Genomic DNA, 18,648 nt, shown 5'->3' with positions numbered 1-18,648 from the left:
TGCATGTGCGCCTGCACGCTCGACTGCACGCGCACGACCTGAGGCCGGGCGCGCGACGCCGAATCTGGGCAGTCCCACGCCTCAAGGGTAAGAGCCCGGGCCGGACGTCCAAGCCCGGACTCGCAAGTTCACCCTGTCGGGGTCTCGGTGAATTTCTCACCCACCGCTTCGGTAGCGCGCCTGGGTCGACTGCAGCGCCTTGGTCGCGACCGCGCCACTGCCCGCGGCGACGATGATCGCGAGGATGTCCATCCCGGTGTTGCCGGAGGTGAACAGCCACGCGAGGAGCGATGCGGCGGTCGTCCCGCCGGCGAGCGCCCACCGGCTGCGGACGTACTGCGCCACCGGTGCCCCACCCGCCCGCTTGTGCGCCGCGTTGTTCAGCAGCGCCAGGTAGCCCACATGGGCGAGCGAGGCGAGCACACTGGCGATCGCGATGATGACCGCGATGACGTTAATCATGTCTTCCAGTGTGCCCGTCCGCCGGCGCACCGGACCTCCGGGAAGCCCCCGAATTCGGACGGTTTTCTAGCGCCCCAGCCGTCCGCGGCCCAGCTGCAGCAGCGCCATCGCGAGCTGCCGGCCGTCCGGGCCGAGCTCGCGGTAGCGGGCGAGCACGTCCATCTCCCGGTTGTAGACGATCCGCGTGCCCCCGGCGGCCATCCGGGCGGCGCCGATCGTCTGGGAGACCTCGACCCGGCGTTTGACCAGCCGCAGGATCTCCGAGTCGAGCCAGTCGATCTCCTTGCGCAACTCGGCGATCTCCTCGGCGGTGGCCACGGGTTCCCCCGAGGTCTCCGGCGCGGTGTCCTTCTCGTTCGTCTGTGCGTTCATCGGGCCCTCCGGTCGGATCCGGACCCCCGCGGCCCCGAAGCCGACGAAAGCCCCGGGTCCGTGGACTCCGGGGCTTGTGGTGATGGTGGTGTGCGCACCTACGCGATCACGGGAGCCGGAGTCCGGGTCCCGTAGAAAAATCGGTACGCGTGGTGGCGCATGCGATCAGTATGGCACAAGCCGCCCCCGCGCGCGGACGACCGCGTGCAGGACGAGGCTCACACCCAGCCAGAACATCGGCGCGGCCGGCCAGAAGAACGGCGCGCCCGACGCCACGAACCGGGCGATCAGGAGAGCCGACAGCACCGCCACGACCGCGGCGTGCACCCGCAGCGGCACGGGGAAGCGCGGTGCTCTCGGCGGTGCCGGCTCCGGCAGGTCGCGCGTGAGCCCGGACAGTTCGTCGACGTAGGTCGCGGCGTACACGGCCGCGAGACGATCCTCGGTCTCGGCGAGGGTCAGCCTGCCCTCGCCGCTGGCCTGTTGCAGCCGGGCCGCCACGCGTTCCCGGTCCTGGTCCCCGGCTCGAATCCGGTTGGTCGGTGCGTTCATGCCCTCGATGCTCCACCGCCGCGGGCCGCCGCGCGTCCGTCGAGCGACGTCACCGCACAGTACGTCCAGTGCGGTAAACGGTCGGACCCCCCGAGTAGCGTGGACAACCGATGAGCACCCTGTTCGACCTCCCCGCCGAGCCGCCCGCGCGCCCCGCGCCGGGCCGCCATGCCGACCTGCTCGCCGACCTCAACCCCGCGCAACGGGAAGCGGTCACGCACGCCGGGGCGCCGCTGCTGGTGGTGGCCGGCGCCGGCTCGGGCAAGACGCGTGTGCTGACCCGCCGCATCGCCTACCTGCTGGCCGAGCGTGGCGTGCACCCCGGCGAGATCATGGCGATCACGTTCACCAACAAGGCCGCGGCCGAGATGCGCGAGCGCGTCAGCGACCTCGTCGGCAGGCGGGCGAACGCGATGTGGGTGTCGACGTTCCACTCGATGTGCGTGCGGCTGCTGCGCCGCGAGGCCAAGACGCTGGACATGTCGTCGAACTTCTCGATCTACGACGCCGACGACACCCGCCGCCTGGTCACGCTCGTGGCGCGCGACCTGGACATCGACCCCAAGCGCTACCCGGCCCGCGCGCTGGCCGTGCACATCTCCAACCACAAGAACGAGCTGACCGGCCCCGAGGACGCCGCGGCGAAGGCGTCCAACGACCTGGAGCGCCGGGTCGCCGAGGTCTACACCGAGTACCAGCGGCGGCTGCGGCTGGCGAACGCGTTCGACTTCGACGACCTGATCATGCGCACGGTCGAGCTGTTCCAGGCCTTCCCCGACGTCGCCGAGCACTACCGGCGCCGGTTCCGGCACGTCCTGGTCGACGAGTACCAGGACACCAACCACGCGCAGTACACGCTGGTGCGGGAGCTGGCCGGCACCGAGGCCACCGAGTCCGGCGTCGAGCCCGCCGAGCTGTGCGTGGTGGGTGACGCGGACCAGTCGATCTACGCCTTCCGCGGCGCGACCATCCGCAACATCGAGGAGTTCGAGCGCGACTTCCCGAACGCGCGCACGATCCTGCTGGAGCAGAACTACCGCTCCACCCAGACCATCCTGTCGGCGGCCAACGCGGTCATCTCGCGCAACCCGAACCGGCGGGACAAGCGGCTGTGGACCGACTCCGGCGACGGCGAGAAGATCGGCGTCTACGTCGCCGACAACGAGCACGACGAGGCCGCCTTCGTCGCGGGCGAGATCGACGCGCTGGTCGACCAGGGCGAGGCGAAGTACTCCGACGTCGCGGTCTTCTACCGCACCAACAACCAGTCGCGGGTGTTCGAGGAGATCTTCATCCGGCTCGGGCTGCCGTACCGGGTGGTCGGCGGTGTCCGGTTCTACGAGCGGCGCGAGGTCCGGGACGCGCTGGCCTACCTGCGGGTGCTGGCCAACCCGGAGGACACGGTGAGCCTGCGGCGCATCCTCAACGTGCCCAAGCGGGGCATCGGCGAGCGGGCCGAAGCCGTCGTGGCCACGCACGCGGAGCGGGAGCGGATCTCGTTCGCGGCCGCGCTGCGCGACGCCGTGGCCGGCAAGGTCGCCCTGCTCAACCCGCGTTCGCAGAAGGCGATCGCCGGGTTCGTCGAACTGCTCGACGGCCTGATCGAGCTGGTCGAGGACGGCACCGAGGTCGCCGACGTCCTGGAGGCCGTGCTGGAGCGCACCGGGTACCGGACCGAGCTGGAGGATTCCGACGATCCGCAGGACGCTTCGCGGGTGGACAACCTGACCGAGCTCGTGACCGTCGCGCGTGAGTTCGCGGAGCAGGCGGCCGAACTGGGGCCGGTCACCGAGGACGACGCGGGCGTACCCGAGCCGGGGTCGCTGCCGGCGTTCCTGGAGCGCGTGTCGCTGGTCGCGGACGCGGATTCGGTGCCCAGCCCGGACGAGGACGGCGAGGAAGAGGACTCCGGTGTGGTCACGCTGATGACCGTGCACACCGCGAAGGGCCTGGAGTACCCGGTCGTGTTCTGCACCGGCTGGGAGGACGGTGTCTTCCCGCACCTGCGCGCGCTCGGCGAACCCGCCGAGTTGGCCGAGGAACGGCGGCTGGCGTACGTGGCGATCACGCGGGCCCGGCAGCGGCTGTACCTGAGCCGGGCGATCACGCGCTCGGCGTGGGGCCAGCCGATGACGAACCCGGCGTCCCGGTTCTTCGACGAGGTCCCGGCCGAGCTGCTGGACTGGCGCCGGGAGGAGCCGTCGTCGGCATCGGAGCCGTCCTTCGGGTCCCCGCGTGCGGCGACCACCTGGGGGCGGCGCTCGCGCTTCGGCGAGGACTCCGCCCAGGCCGGCATCGCGGCCCGCGGCATGCGGTCGACCCCGTTCAAGGGCTGGCAGAACACGGTCGCGCTGAAGCTCGCGGTGGGCGACCGGGTCAACCACGACAAGTACGGCCTGGGCACCGTCGTCGAAGCCTCCGGGGAAGGCCCCCGCGCGACGGCGACCATCGACTTCGGCAGCGCGGGCAAGGTGAAGCTGATGCTGATCGGCAGCGTGCCGATGGTGAAGTTGTAGATGCTGCTCGCCGGTGGGTCGGTCCTGGATGTCGTCACCGGCGAGGTGACGCGGGCGGACGTGCTGGTGTCGGGCGAGCGGATCGTCGAGGTCGGCCCGTCCCTCGACGATCCGGAGCGGGTCGACTGCTCCGGTGGGCTGCTCGTGCCCGGGTTCATCGACTGCCACGTGCACGTGGCGTTCCAGCGGTATGGGCCGCGCAGTGCGCGCACCCTGGCCGCCGTGCCGGTGTTGCGGGCGCTGCTGCACGCCGGTGTGACGACCGTGCGCGACGCGTGGGGCGCGGACGCCGGGTTGCGGATGGCCGTCGCCCGGGGCTGGATCGACGGCCCGGAGTTGCTGATCAGCCTGCGGCAACTGTCCGCCACGGGCGGGATCGGTGATCATTGGGACGCCACGGACGGTGCGCTGGAGCGGTTCGACGACCCGTCGATGCCGTCCCCGGTGTTCGACGGTCCGGACGCGGCGCGTGCGGCGGTGCGGCGGATGGTGCGCGCCGGAACGGACTGGATCAAGGTGGCGGTGAGCGGCTCGCTGAAACGGGGACCGCGCGCGCACGACGTCCAGGTGACCGACGCCGAGTTGGCCGCCCTGGTGGACGAAGCGGGGCGGCAGGGCGGCCGGTGGGTGATGGCGCACGCGCACGGTGCCCGGTCCGCGGAGTCGGCCGCCGTGGCCGGGGTGCGCAGCGTCGAGCACGGCACCTTCCTGGACTCTGCCGCGGTGTCCGCGATGGCTGCCGGGGGGACGTGGTACGTGCCCACGCTGTCGGTCACGCGGGGCTCCGGCGTCGCGGAGGCGCACACCAGTTCGGTGCGGCTGGCACTGGAGGCCGGCATCCCGATCGCCGCCGGTTCCGATGCGGTGTCCGGTTACGACCGGGTGCTGGACGAGGTGGGCTTGCTCGCGGCGGCCGGCCTGGGTCCGCTGGACGCGGTGCGCGCGGCGACGTCGGCGGGCGCCCGCTTGCTGGGCCTGGACGACCGGGGCTCGGTGGCGGCGGGGCTGCGGGCGGACCTCGTGCTGCTCGACGGCACCGATCTCGAGGTGGCGGACCTGGCCGGCCGCGTCCGGGCGGTCTGGCGAGGCGGGCGCCGGGTTCGCTGACGAGTCGCACGCGGGCACGTTCGTCCCGCGGGTGCCCGAAACTGTCGGACCCCTCCGCTATACCTGTCTCGAACGGAAGTTCGAACCTTCGGGAGGGCATGGTGTGGCGGAGCAGTGGTTCCCGTACGTGCGGGCAGGCGTCCTCGAGCGCGTCGAGCGCATGGTGGCGCGGACGAGCCGGGACGGGGCACTACCGGCCGGGGAGGCGCTCGTCCTCCTCGGTGCGTGGCGGACGCTCCTGGAGCGGCACGGCGGGCCGGACGGACGGTGCGCGCGCTGTCGCCGCACCTCGCGGCGGCTGTGTGGGGTGTGGCAGGTCGCGGTGGCCTGGTTCCTGCGGCCGTAGGCCCCGGGACGGGCCGTCAGAGGTAGATGCCGCGGGCCGCCAGCCACGGCCGCGGGTCGATCTTCTTGGTGCCGTTCTGCCAGACCTCGAAGTGCAGGTGCGGCCCGGTGCTCTGGCCGCGGTTGCCGATCTCGGCGATCTGCTGGCCGCACTTGACCTTCTGGCCCTCGCGCACCGAGTAGCTGTTCACGTGGCCGTACACGTGGATGGTGCCGTCGTCGAGCTGGATCCTCACCCAGAGGCCGAAACCGCTGGCCGGCCCGGCCTCGATCACCGTCCCGTCGGAGGCGGCGTAGATCGGGGTGCCGATCGAGTTCGCGATGTCGATGCCGTAGTGCGTGGCGCCCCACCGCGCACCGAAGCCGGAGGTGTAGGTGCCCTTGGCGGGCAGGCAGGTCTTGGGGCGGGAGGCCTCCTCGGCCGCGGCGCGGGCCGCCTCGGCGTCACGGGCCTGACGGGCCATCGTGACGTTCTCGCTGTCGGTGAGGCGCTGCACCTCGGCGGTGGCGTCGACGAAGTTCGAGGCGGGGAGGATCTCGGGCGCGCCGGTCGGGGCGTCGCCGCCGACGGCGAACGACGCGCTGGCGTCCTCGGAGTTGGCCAGCGGGGTCACGTCCGCGTCGGAGGTCTGCACGGCGTGGAGGGTCTGTCCCGCGGCGGCCGCGGCGAACGCGCCTGCTGCGACGGCGGCGACCACGACCCGGCCGCGCAGCGCCGACGACGGCGCGGGGAGCCGGTGGGCGCCCCGGACACGGACGACGGCGCCGTCCAGAGCGTCGTCATCGAGTTCCGGGGAAGGAGCTTGGCCGCCGGGGGAGCGGTATCGAGCCAAGACAGGGCCTTCCGTTACTCGGGGGGTCAGAGGGCAGGCGCCCGGGCGGGGGATCCCGGTGGGCAACCGTTCGGGGGGTGGTTGCCCGCTGCCCGCATCGTGACCTGACCGTGATGGGGACCGGGGGACAGTAACGAAGGGATGTGGTTTTCGGCAAGATCCGGACGTGCTCTGGGCCGAACGTGGCAACCCGGGGGAGCGGGCGGCGGGCGCGATGACACTGGGTAGACGGGATATTCCGCCAGCAGTGTGATGTGCGCCACGGTTTGTTTCCTTGTGGGGCCCCGAGGGCAACCCCGGCGGCTTGCTAGCGTCGGCGGCGGTGTTGGTAGCGAGGCCGCGCGCGGGATCGCGATCGCCGGTGCCCGGTGGTCCGAGCCGGGCGCTGGTGCGTCAGGCACAGCTGCGGTCCGCCCGCGGCTCTCGGCCGCCGAGGCCGGCCGTCCCGACCGCTCTTCCGACCCTCGAGCTACGTGAGATCACATGGACACTGACAGCACCGGCGGCGCGCTCGCCGTGCGGCACCCAGCCCCTCCCGACCCGGCCGCGGGCCGGTCCCCGTCGGTCCCGGCCTACGTGGCGGGTGCGGTCTCGGCCGTGCTGCTCGTCGCGGGGGCCGTGCTGCCGGTGGCGACCGGTGTCGAGCGCGGGTTCGACAGTGTGCCGCTGCTCGTGGTGCTCGCCGTCGCGCCGATGGTCGTGGTGGCCGCGCTCGCCCTGCGCGGACGCCACCAGACCGCGGCGGGCGTGCTGGCCGCGGTGGCGGCGCTCGCGCCCGGGCGGCTGGTGCTCGACCTGGTCCTGCTGACCGACCCGCTGCGCGCCGCGCGCCCCGAGCTGTTCCGGCTGCACTCCCTGGCCGAACCGGGCACCGGGGCCGGCGTGTGGTGCCTGCTGGCTGGTCACCTGGCGGCCGTCGTGGCGGGCATCATCGCGACCCGGGCCGCCGCCCCCAAGGCCGACGCCCCGTGGACACCACGCACCTCCGCGGCCGCCGAGGCAGCCGAAGCGCGTGCCACCCGCGCCGGGAGCACCACCTCAAGCCGCGCGCCCGGCGGCGGGAGCAGCCCCGCCTCGACCGAGGCCCGCGATGGGAGCGGCTCCGACCCGCGCGACGCCGCCCGCGGCGGCGACGCGGCGGCAACCGCCCGGGCGGGCTCCGGGGGCGCGAAGGGCCCCGCCGAAGCGGGGGCAGGGCCCGTGGCGGCCCGGAAGTCCGATGGCACCGTTGCGTCCGGCATCGGTGCCGACTCCACCGGCACTGCCGCAGGCGCTGCCTCGACCGAGGGGAGGGGCGCGTCCGCGGCCGGCAGCGGGAGCTCGACCGGAAGGACAAGCGCCCCTGCCACCGAAACCGGCACCCCCGGCCCGGGCGACTCCGCCAGCGCCTGGCCCGAGGGCACCGAGGTGGGCCGGGGCGGCTTGATCGTCGGCATGTTCGCCGCGGTCGTCGCGGCGGTCGGGGTCATGATGGCGCCCTTCACCTCCACCGACGCGTTCCTGCCGGCGGCCAGTGCCTTCGAGAGCCCCGTCCTCGTGCTCACCGGCAGCCTGCTGCTCGCGTTCGCGCTGCCCGTCGCCACCGTGCTGCTCGCCGGGTCGGGCACCGCCGTCGCGCGTGGCGGGTTGCTCGGCCTCGGCGTCACCGCGGCGGTCGTCGGGTTGCCGAACCTCGTCTCCGGCCTGAGCCTGCCCGGTGTGCGGCTCTCGGCGGGCCCGATCCTCGTCCTCGTCGGCGCGGCCGGGCTGATCGCCGCCGCCTTCCTGCCCACCGCGGCCACCCGTGACGCCGCCCAGGACGACGAGGCCGGCGAGATCACGATGCCCGGCATCCGCCGCCTGCGGATCGTCACCGGCGTCCTCGCGGTGCTCACCGCGGCCGCCGCCGTCGCCGGGGCCCTCACGCCCCAGGTCGTCATCGCCGGGAACCTGAGCGGCCCGCAGAGCCCGTCCCGCTCGGCGCTGCTCGTCGCCGGGCTGCTCGTCGGCGTCCTCGGCCTCGTGATGTTCACCGCCGTCCCCGCCGGCTACGTGCGGCCGGTCCTCTCGGTCGCCTGGGTGACCGTCCCGCTGGCCGGCACGGCGGTGCTCACCATGGCCGTCACCGCCACCGAACTCGGCGCCGGCCTCACCCCCGGCCCGGGTGTGCTGTGGACCGCGCTCGCGATCGTCGGAGCGGCCATCACCGCGTGCTGCTCCGTCGTCGCCGGCATGGTCGAACGCGACGAGACCACCGACCCGGCTACGGCCTTCGGCGAGGGTGCGGCCCTGCCGGGCGCCGATCTGCTCACCCCGCTGGTCGCCGCCGGGATCCTCGCCATCGGGGCCTTCGGCACGCCGTCGATCCTCGCGCCCGACTACGTCGAGCCCGCCCTGTGGTCGAGCTTCGGCACGCCGTCCTGGGGTCTGCTGGTCGCGCTCCTCACGGTCCTCGGCGCGTGCGTCCTGGCCCCGCGCTGCCGCCCCGCGCGCGCCGCGGCGCTGCTCGCGGGGGCGGCGTGCGTCGCCGGGCTGCGGGCCGCCGAACTGCCGCTCGTCGGCGACCAGATCGCCGGCGCCCACGCCGGACTCGGCTGGTGGCTCGCGCTCGGATGTGCCCTGGCCCTCGTCATCGCGGCCGTCCTGGCCGCGCGTGGGACGATTCACACCCCGAAAACACGCTCTGGATCCATACGGTGACCGAGTTCACCGGATGCGCCGCCCCGCGTCAAAGCGCAGGTCGCTAGGGTCGTCTCCGTCCGGCAGCATGGTTTGCAACAAGCACCCGCTCTGGATTACCCCTCGCGGAGGCGACCGGTAACTCGAGCGGCGTGTGTCGTCAGGAGACTGGAGTAGTGGACCTCTACGAATACCAGGCGAAGGACCTCTTCGCCGCCCACGGCGTGCCGGTACTGCCCGGCGCCGTCGCGAGCACCCCGGAAGAAGCCCAGGCCGCCGCCGAGAAGATCGGTGGCCAGGTCGTCGTCAAGGCCCAGGTGAAGACCGGTGGCCGCGGCAAGGCCGGTGGCGTCAAGCTCGCCCAGAACCCGGCCGAGGCCAAGGAGAAGGCGGAAGCCATCCTCGGCCTCGACATCAAGGGCCACATCACGCACCGCGTGCTGGTGACCGAGGCGTCCGACATCGCGGAGGAGTACTACTTCTCCTTCCTGCTGGACCGCGCGAACCGCACCTTCCTCGCCATGGCCTCGGCCGAAGGCGGCATGGAGATCGAGCAGCTGGCCGTGGAGCGGCCCGAGGCGCTCGCCAAGGTGCCGGTCGACGCGATCGCCGGTGTCGACAAGGCCAAGGCGCTGGAGATCCTGACCCAGGGCAACTTCCCCGAGGTCATCCGCGACCAGGCGGCCGACGTGGTCGTCAAGCTGTGGGAGACCTTCGTGGCCGAGGACGCCACGCTGGTCGAGGTCAACCCGCTGGTCCGCGACCCGCAGGACAAGATCGTCGCCCTCGACGGCAAGGTCACCCTCGACGAGAACGCCTCCTTCCGGCAGCCGAAGCAGGAGGAGCTCGTCGACAAGCAGACCGAGGACCCGCTGGAGGCCAAGGCCAAGGCGAAGGACCTCAACTACGTCAAGCTCGACGGCGAGGTCGGCATCATCGGCAACGGCGCGGGCCTGGTCATGTCCACCCTGGACGTGGTCGCCTACGCCGGCGAGAAGCACGGCGGCGTCAAGCCGGCCAACTTCCTCGACATCGGCGGCGGCGCCTCGGCCGAGGTCATGGCCGCCGGCCTGGACGTCATCCTGAACGACCCGGCCGTCAAGTCGGTGTTCGTCAACGTCTTCGGTGGCATCACCGCCTGCGACGCGGTCGCGACCGGCATCGTCGAGGCCCTCAAGATCCTGGGCGACGAGGCCACCAAGCCGCTCGTGGTCCGTCTCGACGGCAACAACGTCGAGGAAGGCCGCCGGATCCTGAACGAGGCCAACCACCCGCTCGTGACGCAGGTGGACACCATGGACAACGCGGCGGACAAGGCTGCCGAGCTCGCGGCGGCAGGAGCGTAAGAGACATGTCGATCTTCCTCGATTCCAGCAGCAAGATCATCGTTCAGGGCATCACCGGGTCCGAGGGCACCAAGCACGCGACCAAGATGCTGCAGGCCGGCTCGAACATCGTCGGTGGCGTCAACGCCCGCAAGGCGGGCCAGACGGTCACCATCGCCGGCAAGGACCTCACCGTGTTCGGCACGGTCGAGGAGGCCATGAAGGAGACCGGCGCCGACGTGTCGGTCATCTTCGTGCCGCCGAAGTTCGCCAAGGACGCGGTCATCGAGGCCATCGACGCCGAGATCCCGCTCGCCGTGGTCATCACCGAGGGCATCCCGGTGCACGACTCGGCGTACTTCTGGGCGCACGCGGTCGCCAAGGGCAACAAGACCCGCATCATCGGCCCGAACTGCCCCGGCGTCATCTCGCCGGGCAAGTCGAACGCCGGCATCATCCCGGCCAACATCACCGGCCCGGGCAAGATCGGCCTGGTGTCCAAGTCGGGCACGCTGACCTACCAGATGATGTACGAGCTGCGCGACATCGGCTTCTCCACGGCCGTCGGCATCGGTGGCGACCCGATCATCGGCACCACGCACATCGACGCTCTGGAGGCCTTCCAGGCCGACCCGGAGACCGAGGTCATCGTCATGATCGGTGAGATCGGTGGCGACGCCGAGGAGCGGGCCGCGGCCTACATCAAGGAGAACGTGACCAAGCCGGTCGTCGGCTACGTCGCGGGCTTCACCGCCCCCGAGGGCAAGACCATGGGTCACGCGGGCGCGATCGTGTCCGGCTCGGCCGGTACCGCGCAGGCGAAGAAGGAGGCCCTCGAGGCCGCGGGCGTGAAGGTCGGCAAGACGCCGTCCGAGACCGCCGCGCTGGCCCGGGAGCTGTACGAGAACCTGCACTGACGCACGAGATCCACATCCCGGCCGGGCACCGTCCGCGGTGCCCGGCCGGTGTGTTTCCGGGCGCCGGAAACTCGACGCAACCGTTCGGCGCTCCGGTACGTCGGATTAGCCGGATGGGGTGGCCGGGAACCGCGGGATGCGCTAAACCGTTCCCGGACATATCGGCTACCCCGGTTCGGGCGAAGACAGGAGAGCAAGCGCGATGACGTTCCCCAGTGGTGGACCGGGATACCCGCAGCAGGGCGGCGGTGGCCAGCCCCCGGGGACCGGCGGGTTCCCCCAGCAGCACCCGCAGGCGCAGCCGGGGCCGAGCCTCTCGCCGGCGAACCTGAGCATGATCCTGACGCTGTTCATCGCCCTGCTGGGCCTGGTGAACTACTTCATCGCGTTCTCCGAGGAGTCGCAGGGCGCGGACCAGCCGCTGCTGTTCCTGCTGGTCGGCGGCCTGCTGGCCGGGCTGTCGGTGGTGCCGAGGGCGCCGCGCGCGCTGCCGTTCGCGGTGCTGTTCAGCGTGCTGGGCGCGCTGACCGCGATCCTCGTGGTCGTGCACATCCCGGATCAGGCGGAGACCCCGGGGATCATCACGGTGATCCTGATCCTCGGCATCCTGCAGATGCTGGTGGCGATCGCGGCGCTGCTGTTCGACTCGGGTGTGCTGAAGATGCCGCAGCCGCAGGCGCCGCAGTACGGCCAGCCCTACGGTCAGCCGGGCCAGTTCGGACAGGGCCCCGGTGAGCAGGCGAAGGGTGGCCCGTCCGGCACCCAGTACGGGCCGCCGGTGAACCCGCCCCAGGCCCAGTCGACGGTGTACGCGCCGCAGCAGGGCCAGTTCTACAACCCGGCCGCCAAGCCCGAAGGGCAGCAGGGCCAGCCGGGCCAGCACCCGGGCACCCCGCCCGGTGGCAGCCCGCAGAGCTGATCTTCTTCCGGAAAGCGCCCCGTCCCGCGGCCCACGTGGGAGGGGCGCTTTGTCGTGCGGCTGCCGGGCGGCTCACTCGCGGATCGCGTCGGCGGTCTTGCGCGAGGCGGCGCCGGCCGCGTACTCCGGCGACCCGTTCAGCACCCGCGACACCGTTCTGCGCGGCGTGTGCCGGGTGGGGCGGCCGGTCCCGGCGGGCTTGGGTCCGCTCTCGCCGGGTGGCTCCCTCGGGCGCCGCGCCCCGGCGCGGGCTGCGTGTGTGCAGCGCCTGCCCCGCCTGCCGCGTGCGCCGGCCCAGGCGTCTGGGCGCGGACGCAGGGTTGCCCGGCCCGCCCCTGGCGCCGTCAGGGCTGCCCAGGCCCGGCTGCCCGCATCACCACATGAGCCGCTTCCAGGCTTAACCCGGGAGGGGGAGCAACGGCGTGGCTCACCCGGCCGGCGCGGTGATGGTGCGAGGGTGCGGTCATGCAGGTGCTCACCTCGTACGGCCGTTCCGGGAGAGGGGTGAGGGACCCGCAGCGCCGGGGCGAGCGCTCTCCGGTGGCGCGGGCGAAGGTGTTCGCCGCGGCGGTCCTCGGCCCCCTCGTCACCGGCTATGTCGTGGTCGCCGCCCTGTTCGGCCTGGTCACCGCCCTGGCATCGGCGGCGGAGGTCTCCGTCGCCGGCGTGTTGCACGCCGCCGGGCCGGGCTGGCTCGCCGCCTACCAGGTGCCGGTGACGATCGCGGGCCGGCCGTTGGGCGTGTTGCCGCTGCTCGCCACGGCCGGGGTGGTCGCCGTGATCGCGCGTGCGGCCGCGAACGCCACCGGCCGCCTCGGCCACCGGGACCTCGGCGACGCCCTGCCCCTGATCGCCGCCGTCGCGAGTGCGCACGCCGTGGCCGGGCTGGCGATCGCGCTGTTCGACAACGCCGCCACGGTCCGGGTCGAGCCGCTGTCCGCCTTCGCCGTGCCCGCGGTCGTCGCGGGGGTCGCGGCCGCGGGCGGCGTCGCCTCCCGGTCCGACGTCGCGGCCGCCATCCGCGACTACCTCGACCCGCTCGCGGTGCGCGGACTGCGGGCCGGCGCGCTCGGGCTGGCCGGGCTGCTCGCGGTCGGCGCGCTCGTGCACACGATCGGACTGGTGCTTGCCTCGGGCACGATCCGCGAGCTGTTCGCGTCCAACGCGCCCGGGTTCGGCAGCGGCGCCGGGATGCTGCTGCTGTCGCTGGGCTACCTGCCCAACGCGGTCGTCGGCGGGCTGGCGTTCGTCACCGGGCCGGGGTTCTCGATCGGCTCGTTCTCGATCAGCGCCTTCACCTTCGACGGCGGCCCGGTGCCGGGACTGCCGGTGCTCGCCGGGGTCCCCGAGCACCAGGCGCACTGGTGGCCGCTGCTGATGCTGCTGCCGGCCGCGGTCGGCGCCCTGCTCGGCTGGACGCTGCGCCGCAGCGAGGACAGCCCGCTCGCCCGGCTGCGGATCGTCGGCATCGCGGGCGCACTGGTGGGCTTCGGTTGTGTGCTGTTGGGCACTCTCGCCGGCGGACGGCTCGGCGGCGGCGCGTTCGACCCGGTGAGCATCCCGGTCGGACTGGTCTCGGTCGCCGCGTTCGCCTGGATCGCGGTGCCGGGCGGGCTGGTCGCGTGGTTCGCCGGCCCGCGGGCGCGGCCGGAGCCCGCACCGGAACCCGAGCCCGCGGAAGAACCCGAGGTCGAGCCCGAACTCGAGGCCGAGCTCGACGAGCTGGACGCCGAGCTGGACGAGATCGCCGAGGAGCTCGAAGAGGACCTCGAAGACACCGGGGAGGACACCGGCGACGACGCCGAAGAGCCCGCCGACGAGGTGGACGACGAGGAGGACGACGAGGAGGACGAACCCGAACCGGAGGAGTCCGAAGAGCCCCCGCCCACCGACGGGAAGCCGGAAGAGCCCAGCTAGGCCACCCGTCTCCCACCACGGCCCTCGACGGAGCCGCTTCGCGGCACAGCATAGACTCAGTGGGACGTTGGCACGGGCGAAGGAGAGGCGTTGAACTCCAGCCGGTTGGAATTGCCCGTCCCGGTCAAGCTGGTGGTGCTCGCATCCGGATCGGGCACGCTGCTGCAGTCGCTCCTGGACGCGACCGAGCGCATCGACTTCCCGGCGAAGATCGTCGCCGTCGGCACCGACCGGACGGGTGTCGAGGCACTGGCCCGCGCCGAGCGCGCCGGGGTGCCGCACTTCACCGTCCGCCTGGCCGACCACCCCGACCGCAACGCCTGGGACAAGGCCCTCACCGAGGCCGTCGCGGCGTACGAGCCCGACCTGGTGGTGTCGGCGGGATTCCTGAAGATCCTGGGGACGAACTTCCTCGCGCGCTTCCCGAACCGGGTGATCAACACCCATCCGGCCCTGCTGCCGTCGTTCCCGGGGATGCACTCCGTGGCCGACGCGCTGGAGCTGGGCGTCAAGCTCACGGGCTGCACGGTGCACTTCGTGGACGCCGGGGTGGACACCGGGCCGATCATCGCCCAGGAAGCGGTGACGGTGGAGCCGGACGACGACGAGGCGAGGCTGCACGAGCGGATCAAGGTCGTGGAACGACGGCTGCTCGTGGACGTGGTGGAACGACTCGGCCGGGCCGGTGCCACGGTCGAGGGACGGAAGGTGAGGTTGCGGTGACGGTGGAAGACCGGCGTCCGGTCAAGCGCGCCCTGATCGGCGTTTCGGACAAGACGGGCCTGCTGGAGCTGGGCACCGCGCTGCACGCGGCGGGCGTGGAGATCGTGTCCACCGGCGGGACGGCGAAGGCCCTGGCCGACGCGGGTGTGCCGGTCACGCCGGTCGAGCAGGTCACCGGGTTCGCGGAGTCGTTCGACGGCCGCGTGAAGACGCTGCACCCGCGGGTGCACGCCGGCCTGCTGGCCGACCGCGACCGCCCCGAGCACGTCGACCAGCTGCGCGAGCTGGACATCGCGCCGTTCGACCTGCTGGTCGTCAACCTGTACCCGTTCCGCGAGACGGTCGCCTCGGGCGCGAGCCCCGAGGACTGCGTGGAGAACATCGACATCGGCGGTCCGGCGATGGTCCGCGCCGCGGCGAAGAACCACAACAACGTGGCCGTCGTGGTCGACCCGGCGCGCTACGAGTGGGTGCTGGAGCAGGTCCGCGCCGGCGGCTTCGAGCTGGCCGACCGCAAGCGACTCGCGGCACAGGCCTACGCGCACACCGCGAGCTACGACATGGCGGTCGCGGCGTGGTTCGCCAACGTCTACGCCCCGGCCGACGACTCCGGTTTCCCCGACTTCACCGGGGGCACCTGGGAGCTCGGCGAGGTGCTGCGCTACGGCGAGAACCCGCACCAGCGGGCGGCGGTGTACCGGCACTGGCGCGGCGGCCTCGCGCACGCCGAGCAGCTGCACGGCAAGGCCATGTCCTACAACAACTACGTCGACACCGACGCCGCGCGCCGCGCCGCCTACGACTTCGAGGGCCCGGCGGTCGCGATCATCAAGCACGCCAACCCGTGCGGCATCGCGGTCGGCGTGGACATCGCGGAGGCGCACCGCAAGGCGCACGCCTGCGACCCGGTGTCGGCCTACGGCGGCGTGATCGCGGCGAACCGGCCGGTCACGCGTGAGGCGGCCGAGCAGATCGCCGAGGTGTTCACCGAGGTCGTGCTCGCGCCGGACTTCGAGGACGAGGCGCTGGACGTGCTCAAGCGCAAGAAGAACGTGCGCCTGCTGAAGCTGCCCGCGCTGACCGACGCCGACCCGATCGAGTTCCGGCCGATCTCCGGCGGGATGCTCGTGCAGACCGTCGACCGGATCGACGCGCCCGGTGACTCCCCGGCCAACTGGACGCTCGCCACCGGTGAAGCCGTCGACGCGGACACCCTCGCGGACCTGGTGTTCGCGTGGCGGGCGATCCGCGCGGTCAAGTCGAACGCGATCCTGCTGGCCAGCGGTCAGGCGACGGTCGGCGTCGGCATGGGCCAGGTCAACCGCGTCGACTCCGCCCGGCTGGCCGTGCAGCGCGCCGGCGACCGGGTCAAGGGCTCGGTGGCCGCCTCGGACGCGTTCTTCCCGTTCCCGGACGGGCTGCAGGTGCTGATCGACGCCGGGGTGCGGGCGGTCGTCCAGCCCGGTGGCTCGATCCGCGATCCGGAGGTCATCGCCGCGGCCGAGGAGGCCGGCGTGACGATGTACCTGACCGGGACGCGGCACTTCACGCACTGACCGCTCAGAGCGCGGTGGCGGTCCCCGTGATCGTCACCCGCTCGTCGTCCGGGCGGACGTCGACCAGCAGTTCGCTGCGCCGCCCCATGTCCTCGCCCTGGACGATCGTGATGCGCCGGGGTTCGGTCACCTTGCCCAGTGCCCGCAGGTAGCCGCCGAAGGCCGCGGCGGCCGCGCCCGTGGCCGGGTCCTCGACCACGCCGCCGACCGGGAACGGGTCACGCGCGTGCACGGTGTTCTCGTGCTGCGGGTGGAACAGGTGCACGGTGGTCCAGCCGTGGTCGCGCATGACGGTCGCCAGGCCGTCGAAGTCGTAGTCGAGGCGGGCCAGGCGGTCGCGGGTGGCGGCGGCGAGCACCAGGTGGTCGTTGCCGGCGAAGGCGACGTGGGGCGGCCAGGCCGGGTCCAGGTCGGTGCTGGACCAGTGCAGCGCGTCGAGGGCCCGGTTCAGTTCGTCGGCGGTGGCCGGCCGGGAGCGGGTGGGGACGCTGGTGAAGCCGGCGGTGATCGTTTCCCGCCCGCTGGTCCGGAGCGTGATCGTGCCCGCGGGTGTGTCGAAGACCAGGTCACCGGTGCCGGTGCGGTCGGCGAGGGCGACCGCGGTGGCGATCGTGGCGTGACCGCAGAAGGCGACCTCGGCCAGCGGGCTGAAGTAGCGCACGCGGTAGTGCCGCGGCGCGGCCGGGGTGGCGAAGGCGGTCTCGGAGTAGCCGACCTCGGCGGCGATCTTCTGCATGTCACGGTCGGTGAGCCCGGTCGCGTCGAGAACGACACCGGCGGGGTTACCGCCCGCGGGGTCACTGCTGAACGCGGTGTAGCGGAGAACCTCGGTCATCCCCCGATTGTGCCGGGCCGCTCAGCCGAGCGGGATGTCGTCGGAGCGGACTCGACCGCGTTCAGCGCGGCCATGGTCGTTTCGTCCAGCTCGATCGTCCCGGCGGCGACGTTGGCGTCCAGGTGAGCGGGGTCGGCGGTGCCGGGGATGAGCAGCACGTTCGGCTCGTGGTGCAGCAGCCAGGCGAGGCCGACCTGCGCGGGGGTGTGGCCGAGGGACTCCGCGACCGCGGCGACGACCGGGTTGTCGCTCACCTTCGGCATGCCGGGGAAGGCGCCGCCGAGCGGGAAGAACGGGACCCAGGCGATCTGCTCGGCGGCGCAGAGCCGCAGCATCTCCTCGTCCCCGCGAGCCACCAGGCTGTAGGAGTTCTGGACGCAGACGATCCCGGCGGGCAGGGCCCGGCGCAGTCCGTCCAGGGTGACCCCGCTCAGGCCGATCGCGCCGATCTTGCCCTCGTCCCGCATCGCCGTCATCACCGCGAGCTGGTCGTCGAGGTCGACGATCTGGTCACCCTCGGCTCGCAGGCCCGGCCGGGTGTCCAGGCGGCGCAGGTTCACCACCGGGATCTGGTCGAGGCCGAGGGCCTCGAGGTTGTCCTCGACGCTCGCGCGCAGCTGCTCGGGCCGTTGGGCGGGACGCAGCGGGGGCGGGCCGGCCGGGTTGGGATCGGCGCCGACCTTGCTGACGACCACGACGCCGTCCTCGGGGCGGAACGCGTCCCGGATGACCCCGTTGACGAAGCCGTCGCCGTAGAACTGGGCGGTATCGACGTGGTCGACGCCGAGCTCCGCAGCCCGGCGCAGCAGGGCGATCGCTGCGTCGCGGTCGGTGCGCAGGCGCTCCAGCTGCATCGCGCCGAACCCGATGCGGGACACCGGGCGACCGGCGAGTCTCCCGGCCCCTCCGGCGCGCGCGGGCGTGTTGTTCGTGATCATGGGATTCCTTCCCCGCGAAGGTAGAATAAGCGGAGTTGCCTCCGCTTCATCGACTGTAGCACTTTTACCGGAGGTGCCTCCGCTTTGAGTTCGGACGCCGGGAAGAAGGTCCGCGCCTTGCGGGCCGACGCGCAACGCAATCGGGACAAACTCGTCGAGGTCGCACGGGCTGCGTTCGCGGCCGGTGGCGCCTCGCTCGAAGGGATCGCCCGCGAGGCCGGTGTCGGCATCGGCACGCTGTACCGGCACTTTCCGACGCGGGAGGCGCTGGCGGAGGCTGTGTACGCCGCCGAACTCGACGACGTCACCGGCAGCGTCGCCGTCCTGCTGGCGGAACTCCCGCCGGATGAGGCGATGCGCGCCTGGCTGGGGCGCTACGCCGAGTTCGTCGCGACGAAGCGCGGCATGGCTGAAACGCTTCGCGCCGGCTGGGCATCGGGGCGGATCGCCACGCCGAGCACGCGGGAGCGCGTCACCGCGGCCATCGCGACGATCCTGGCCGCCGGGGCCGACGCCGGATCACTCCGTCGTGACGTCGTCCCGGAGGACGTCACCGCGCTGCTGCTGGGGGTCTTCCTGAGTACCGCGGCCAGTGAGACCCCTGAGCAGGTCGACCGGTTGCTCGGCCTTGTGGTGGACGCGCTGCGCCCGTCTTGACATCGCACAGGTGTTC

The 18,648-nt window shown here is 72.7% G+C and carries 17 protein-coding genes; 11 read left to right on the top strand and 6 right to left on the bottom strand.

Translation table 11 applies throughout. From position 1 onward, the window contains the following. Positions 1–156: 156 nt before the first annotated feature. The 3 genes from FB470_RS07275 to FB470_RS07265 form a co-directional block, all read right to left on the bottom strand. Positions 157–462, bottom strand: a complete 306-nt coding sequence (locus FB470_RS07275) for a hypothetical protein (RefSeq protein WP_306989757.1) — start codon at positions 460–462, stop codon at positions 157–159. Between the two features lie 66 nt (positions 463–528). Beyond that, on the bottom strand, positions 529–834 hold the full coding sequence (locus FB470_RS07270; protein ID WP_306989756.1) for a chorismate mutase: 306 nt from the start codon (positions 832–834) through the stop codon (positions 529–531). A gap of 165 nt (positions 835–999) precedes the next feature. Beyond that, positions 1,000–1,386, bottom strand: coding sequence for a DUF1707 SHOCT-like domain-containing protein (locus tag FB470_RS07265; protein ID WP_306989755.1), 387 nt, complete (start codon positions 1,384–1,386; stop codon positions 1,000–1,002). A gap of 110 nt (positions 1,387–1,496) precedes the next feature. Here FB470_RS07265 and pcrA point away from each other — a divergent pair, with 110 nt between their 5' ends. From pcrA to FB470_RS07250, 3 genes are all read left to right on the top strand, one after another. After that, positions 1,497–3,902, top strand: a complete 2,406-nt coding sequence (pcrA, locus tag FB470_RS07260) for a DNA helicase PcrA (RefSeq protein ID WP_306989754.1) — start codon at positions 1,497–1,499, stop codon at positions 3,900–3,902. After that, positions 3,903–5,009: an amidohydrolase family protein gene (locus FB470_RS07255; protein WP_306989753.1), complete on the top strand. Its 1,107-nt coding sequence runs from the start codon at positions 3,903–3,905 to the stop codon at positions 5,007–5,009. A gap of 103 nt (positions 5,010–5,112) precedes the next feature. Further along, positions 5,113–5,355 carry a hypothetical protein gene (locus tag FB470_RS07250; RefSeq protein ID WP_306989752.1) on the top strand — a complete coding sequence of 81 codons (243 nt, stop codon included), beginning with the start codon at positions 5,113–5,115 and terminating at the stop codon, positions 5,353–5,355. 16 nt (positions 5,356–5,371) lie between these two features. Here FB470_RS07250 and FB470_RS07245 read toward each other — a convergent pair whose 3' ends face one another. Further along, positions 5,372–6,187, bottom strand: coding sequence for a M23 family metallopeptidase (locus FB470_RS07245; RefSeq protein WP_306989751.1), 816 nt, complete (start codon positions 6,185–6,187; stop codon positions 5,372–5,374). Between the two features lie 483 nt (positions 6,188–6,670). On the opposite strand from FB470_RS07245, the gene FB470_RS07240 reads away from it, so the two are divergent. The 7 genes from FB470_RS07240 (at position 6,671) to purH (ending at position 16,202) form a co-directional block, all read left to right on the top strand. Further along, a complete protein-coding gene (locus FB470_RS07240; protein ID WP_306989750.1) occupies positions 6,671–8,866 on the top strand; it encodes a hypothetical protein in 2,196 nt (731 codons plus the stop codon). Positions 8,867–9,021: 155 nt separating this feature from the next. Then, positions 9,022–10,191: an ADP-forming succinate--CoA ligase subunit beta gene (gene sucC, locus FB470_RS07235; RefSeq protein WP_306989749.1), complete on the top strand. Its 1,170-nt coding sequence runs from the start codon at positions 9,022–9,024 to the stop codon at positions 10,189–10,191. A gap of 5 nt (positions 10,192–10,196) precedes the next feature. Beyond that, a complete protein-coding gene (sucD, locus tag FB470_RS07230) occupies positions 10,197–11,087 on the top strand; it encodes a succinate--CoA ligase subunit alpha (protein WP_091504942.1) in 891 nt (296 codons plus the stop codon). A 202-nt stretch (positions 11,088–11,289) separates the two neighbouring features. Next, positions 11,290–12,006 carry a DUF5336 domain-containing protein gene (locus FB470_RS07225; RefSeq protein WP_306989745.1) on the top strand — a complete coding sequence of 239 codons (717 nt, stop codon included), beginning with the start codon at positions 11,290–11,292 and terminating at the stop codon, positions 12,004–12,006. Between the two features lie 504 nt (positions 12,007–12,510). Then, complete coding sequence (locus FB470_RS07220; RefSeq protein WP_306989744.1) at positions 12,511–13,923, top strand: cell division protein PerM; 1,413 nt, start codon at positions 12,511–12,513, stop codon at positions 13,921–13,923. A 105-nt stretch (positions 13,924–14,028) separates the two neighbouring features. Further along, positions 14,029–14,646: a phosphoribosylglycinamide formyltransferase gene (gene purN, locus FB470_RS07215; RefSeq protein ID WP_306999118.1), complete on the top strand. Its 618-nt coding sequence runs from the start codon at positions 14,029–14,031 to the stop codon at positions 14,644–14,646. Continuing rightward, complete coding sequence (gene purH, locus FB470_RS07210; protein WP_306989743.1) at positions 14,643–16,202, top strand: bifunctional phosphoribosylaminoimidazolecarboxamide formyltransferase/IMP cyclohydrolase; 1,560 nt, start codon at positions 14,643–14,645, stop codon at positions 16,200–16,202. Before purN ends, purH begins: the two co-directional genes overlap by 4 nt. Positions 16,203–16,206: 4 nt before the next feature. Here purH and FB470_RS07205 read toward each other — a convergent pair whose 3' ends face one another. Beyond that, positions 16,207–17,037 carry a PhzF family phenazine biosynthesis isomerase gene (locus tag FB470_RS07205; protein WP_306989742.1) on the bottom strand — a complete coding sequence of 277 codons (831 nt, stop codon included), beginning with the start codon at positions 17,035–17,037 and terminating at the stop codon, positions 16,207–16,209. Continuing rightward, positions 17,034–17,975, bottom strand: coding sequence for an aldo/keto reductase (locus FB470_RS07200; protein ID WP_306989741.1), 942 nt, complete (start codon positions 17,973–17,975; stop codon positions 17,034–17,036). The genes FB470_RS07205 and FB470_RS07200 overlap by 4 nt, the downstream gene beginning before the upstream one ends. Before the next feature lie 117 nt (positions 17,976–18,092). On the opposite strand from FB470_RS07200, the gene FB470_RS07195 reads away from it, so the two are divergent. After that, on the top strand, positions 18,093–18,632 hold the full coding sequence (locus FB470_RS07195; RefSeq protein WP_306989740.1) for a TetR/AcrR family transcriptional regulator: 540 nt from the start codon (positions 18,093–18,095) through the stop codon (positions 18,630–18,632). Positions 18,633–18,648 lie beyond the last annotated feature (16 nt).

It is taken from the genome of Amycolatopsis thermophila, from assembly GCF_030814215.1.
GTDB lineage: Bacteria > Actinomycetota > Actinomycetes > Mycobacteriales > Pseudonocardiaceae > Amycolatopsis_E > Amycolatopsis_E thermophila.
This window is presented reverse-complemented; position numbering and strand designations above follow the sequence as displayed.

Bases quoted from the DNA above. Each gene is read 5' to 3' on its own strand.
- FB470_RS07200 (WP_306989741.1), bottom strand. From the start codon at position 17,975: ATGATCACGAACAACACGCCCGCGCGCGCCGGAGGGGCCGGGAGACTC.
- pcrA (WP_306989754.1), top strand. From the start codon at position 1,497: ATGAGCACCCTGTTCGACCTCCCCGCCGAGCCGCCCGCGCGCCCCGCG.
- FB470_RS07275 (WP_306989757.1), bottom strand. From the start codon at position 462: ATGATTAACGTCATCGCGGTCATCATCGCGATCGCCAGTGTGCTCGCC.
- sucD (WP_091504942.1), top strand. From the start codon at position 10,197: ATGTCGATCTTCCTCGATTCCAGCAGCAAGATCATCGTTCAGGGCATC.
- FB470_RS07205 (WP_306989742.1), bottom strand. From the start codon at position 17,037: ATGACCGAGGTTCTCCGCTACACCGCGTTCAGCAGTGACCCCGCGGGC.
- FB470_RS07265 (WP_306989755.1), bottom strand. From the start codon at position 1,386: ATGAACGCACCGACCAACCGGATTCGAGCCGGGGACCAGGACCGGGAA.
- FB470_RS07255 (WP_306989753.1), top strand. From the start codon at position 3,903: ATGCTGCTCGCCGGTGGGTCGGTCCTGGATGTCGTCACCGGCGAGGTG.
- FB470_RS07225 (WP_306989745.1), top strand. From the start codon at position 11,290: ATGACGTTCCCCAGTGGTGGACCGGGATACCCGCAGCAGGGCGGCGGT.
- FB470_RS07240 (WP_306989750.1), top strand. From the start codon at position 6,671: ATGGACACTGACAGCACCGGCGGCGCGCTCGCCGTGCGGCACCCAGCC.
- FB470_RS07270 (WP_306989756.1), bottom strand. From the start codon at position 834: ATGAACGCACAGACGAACGAGAAGGACACCGCGCCGGAGACCTCGGGG.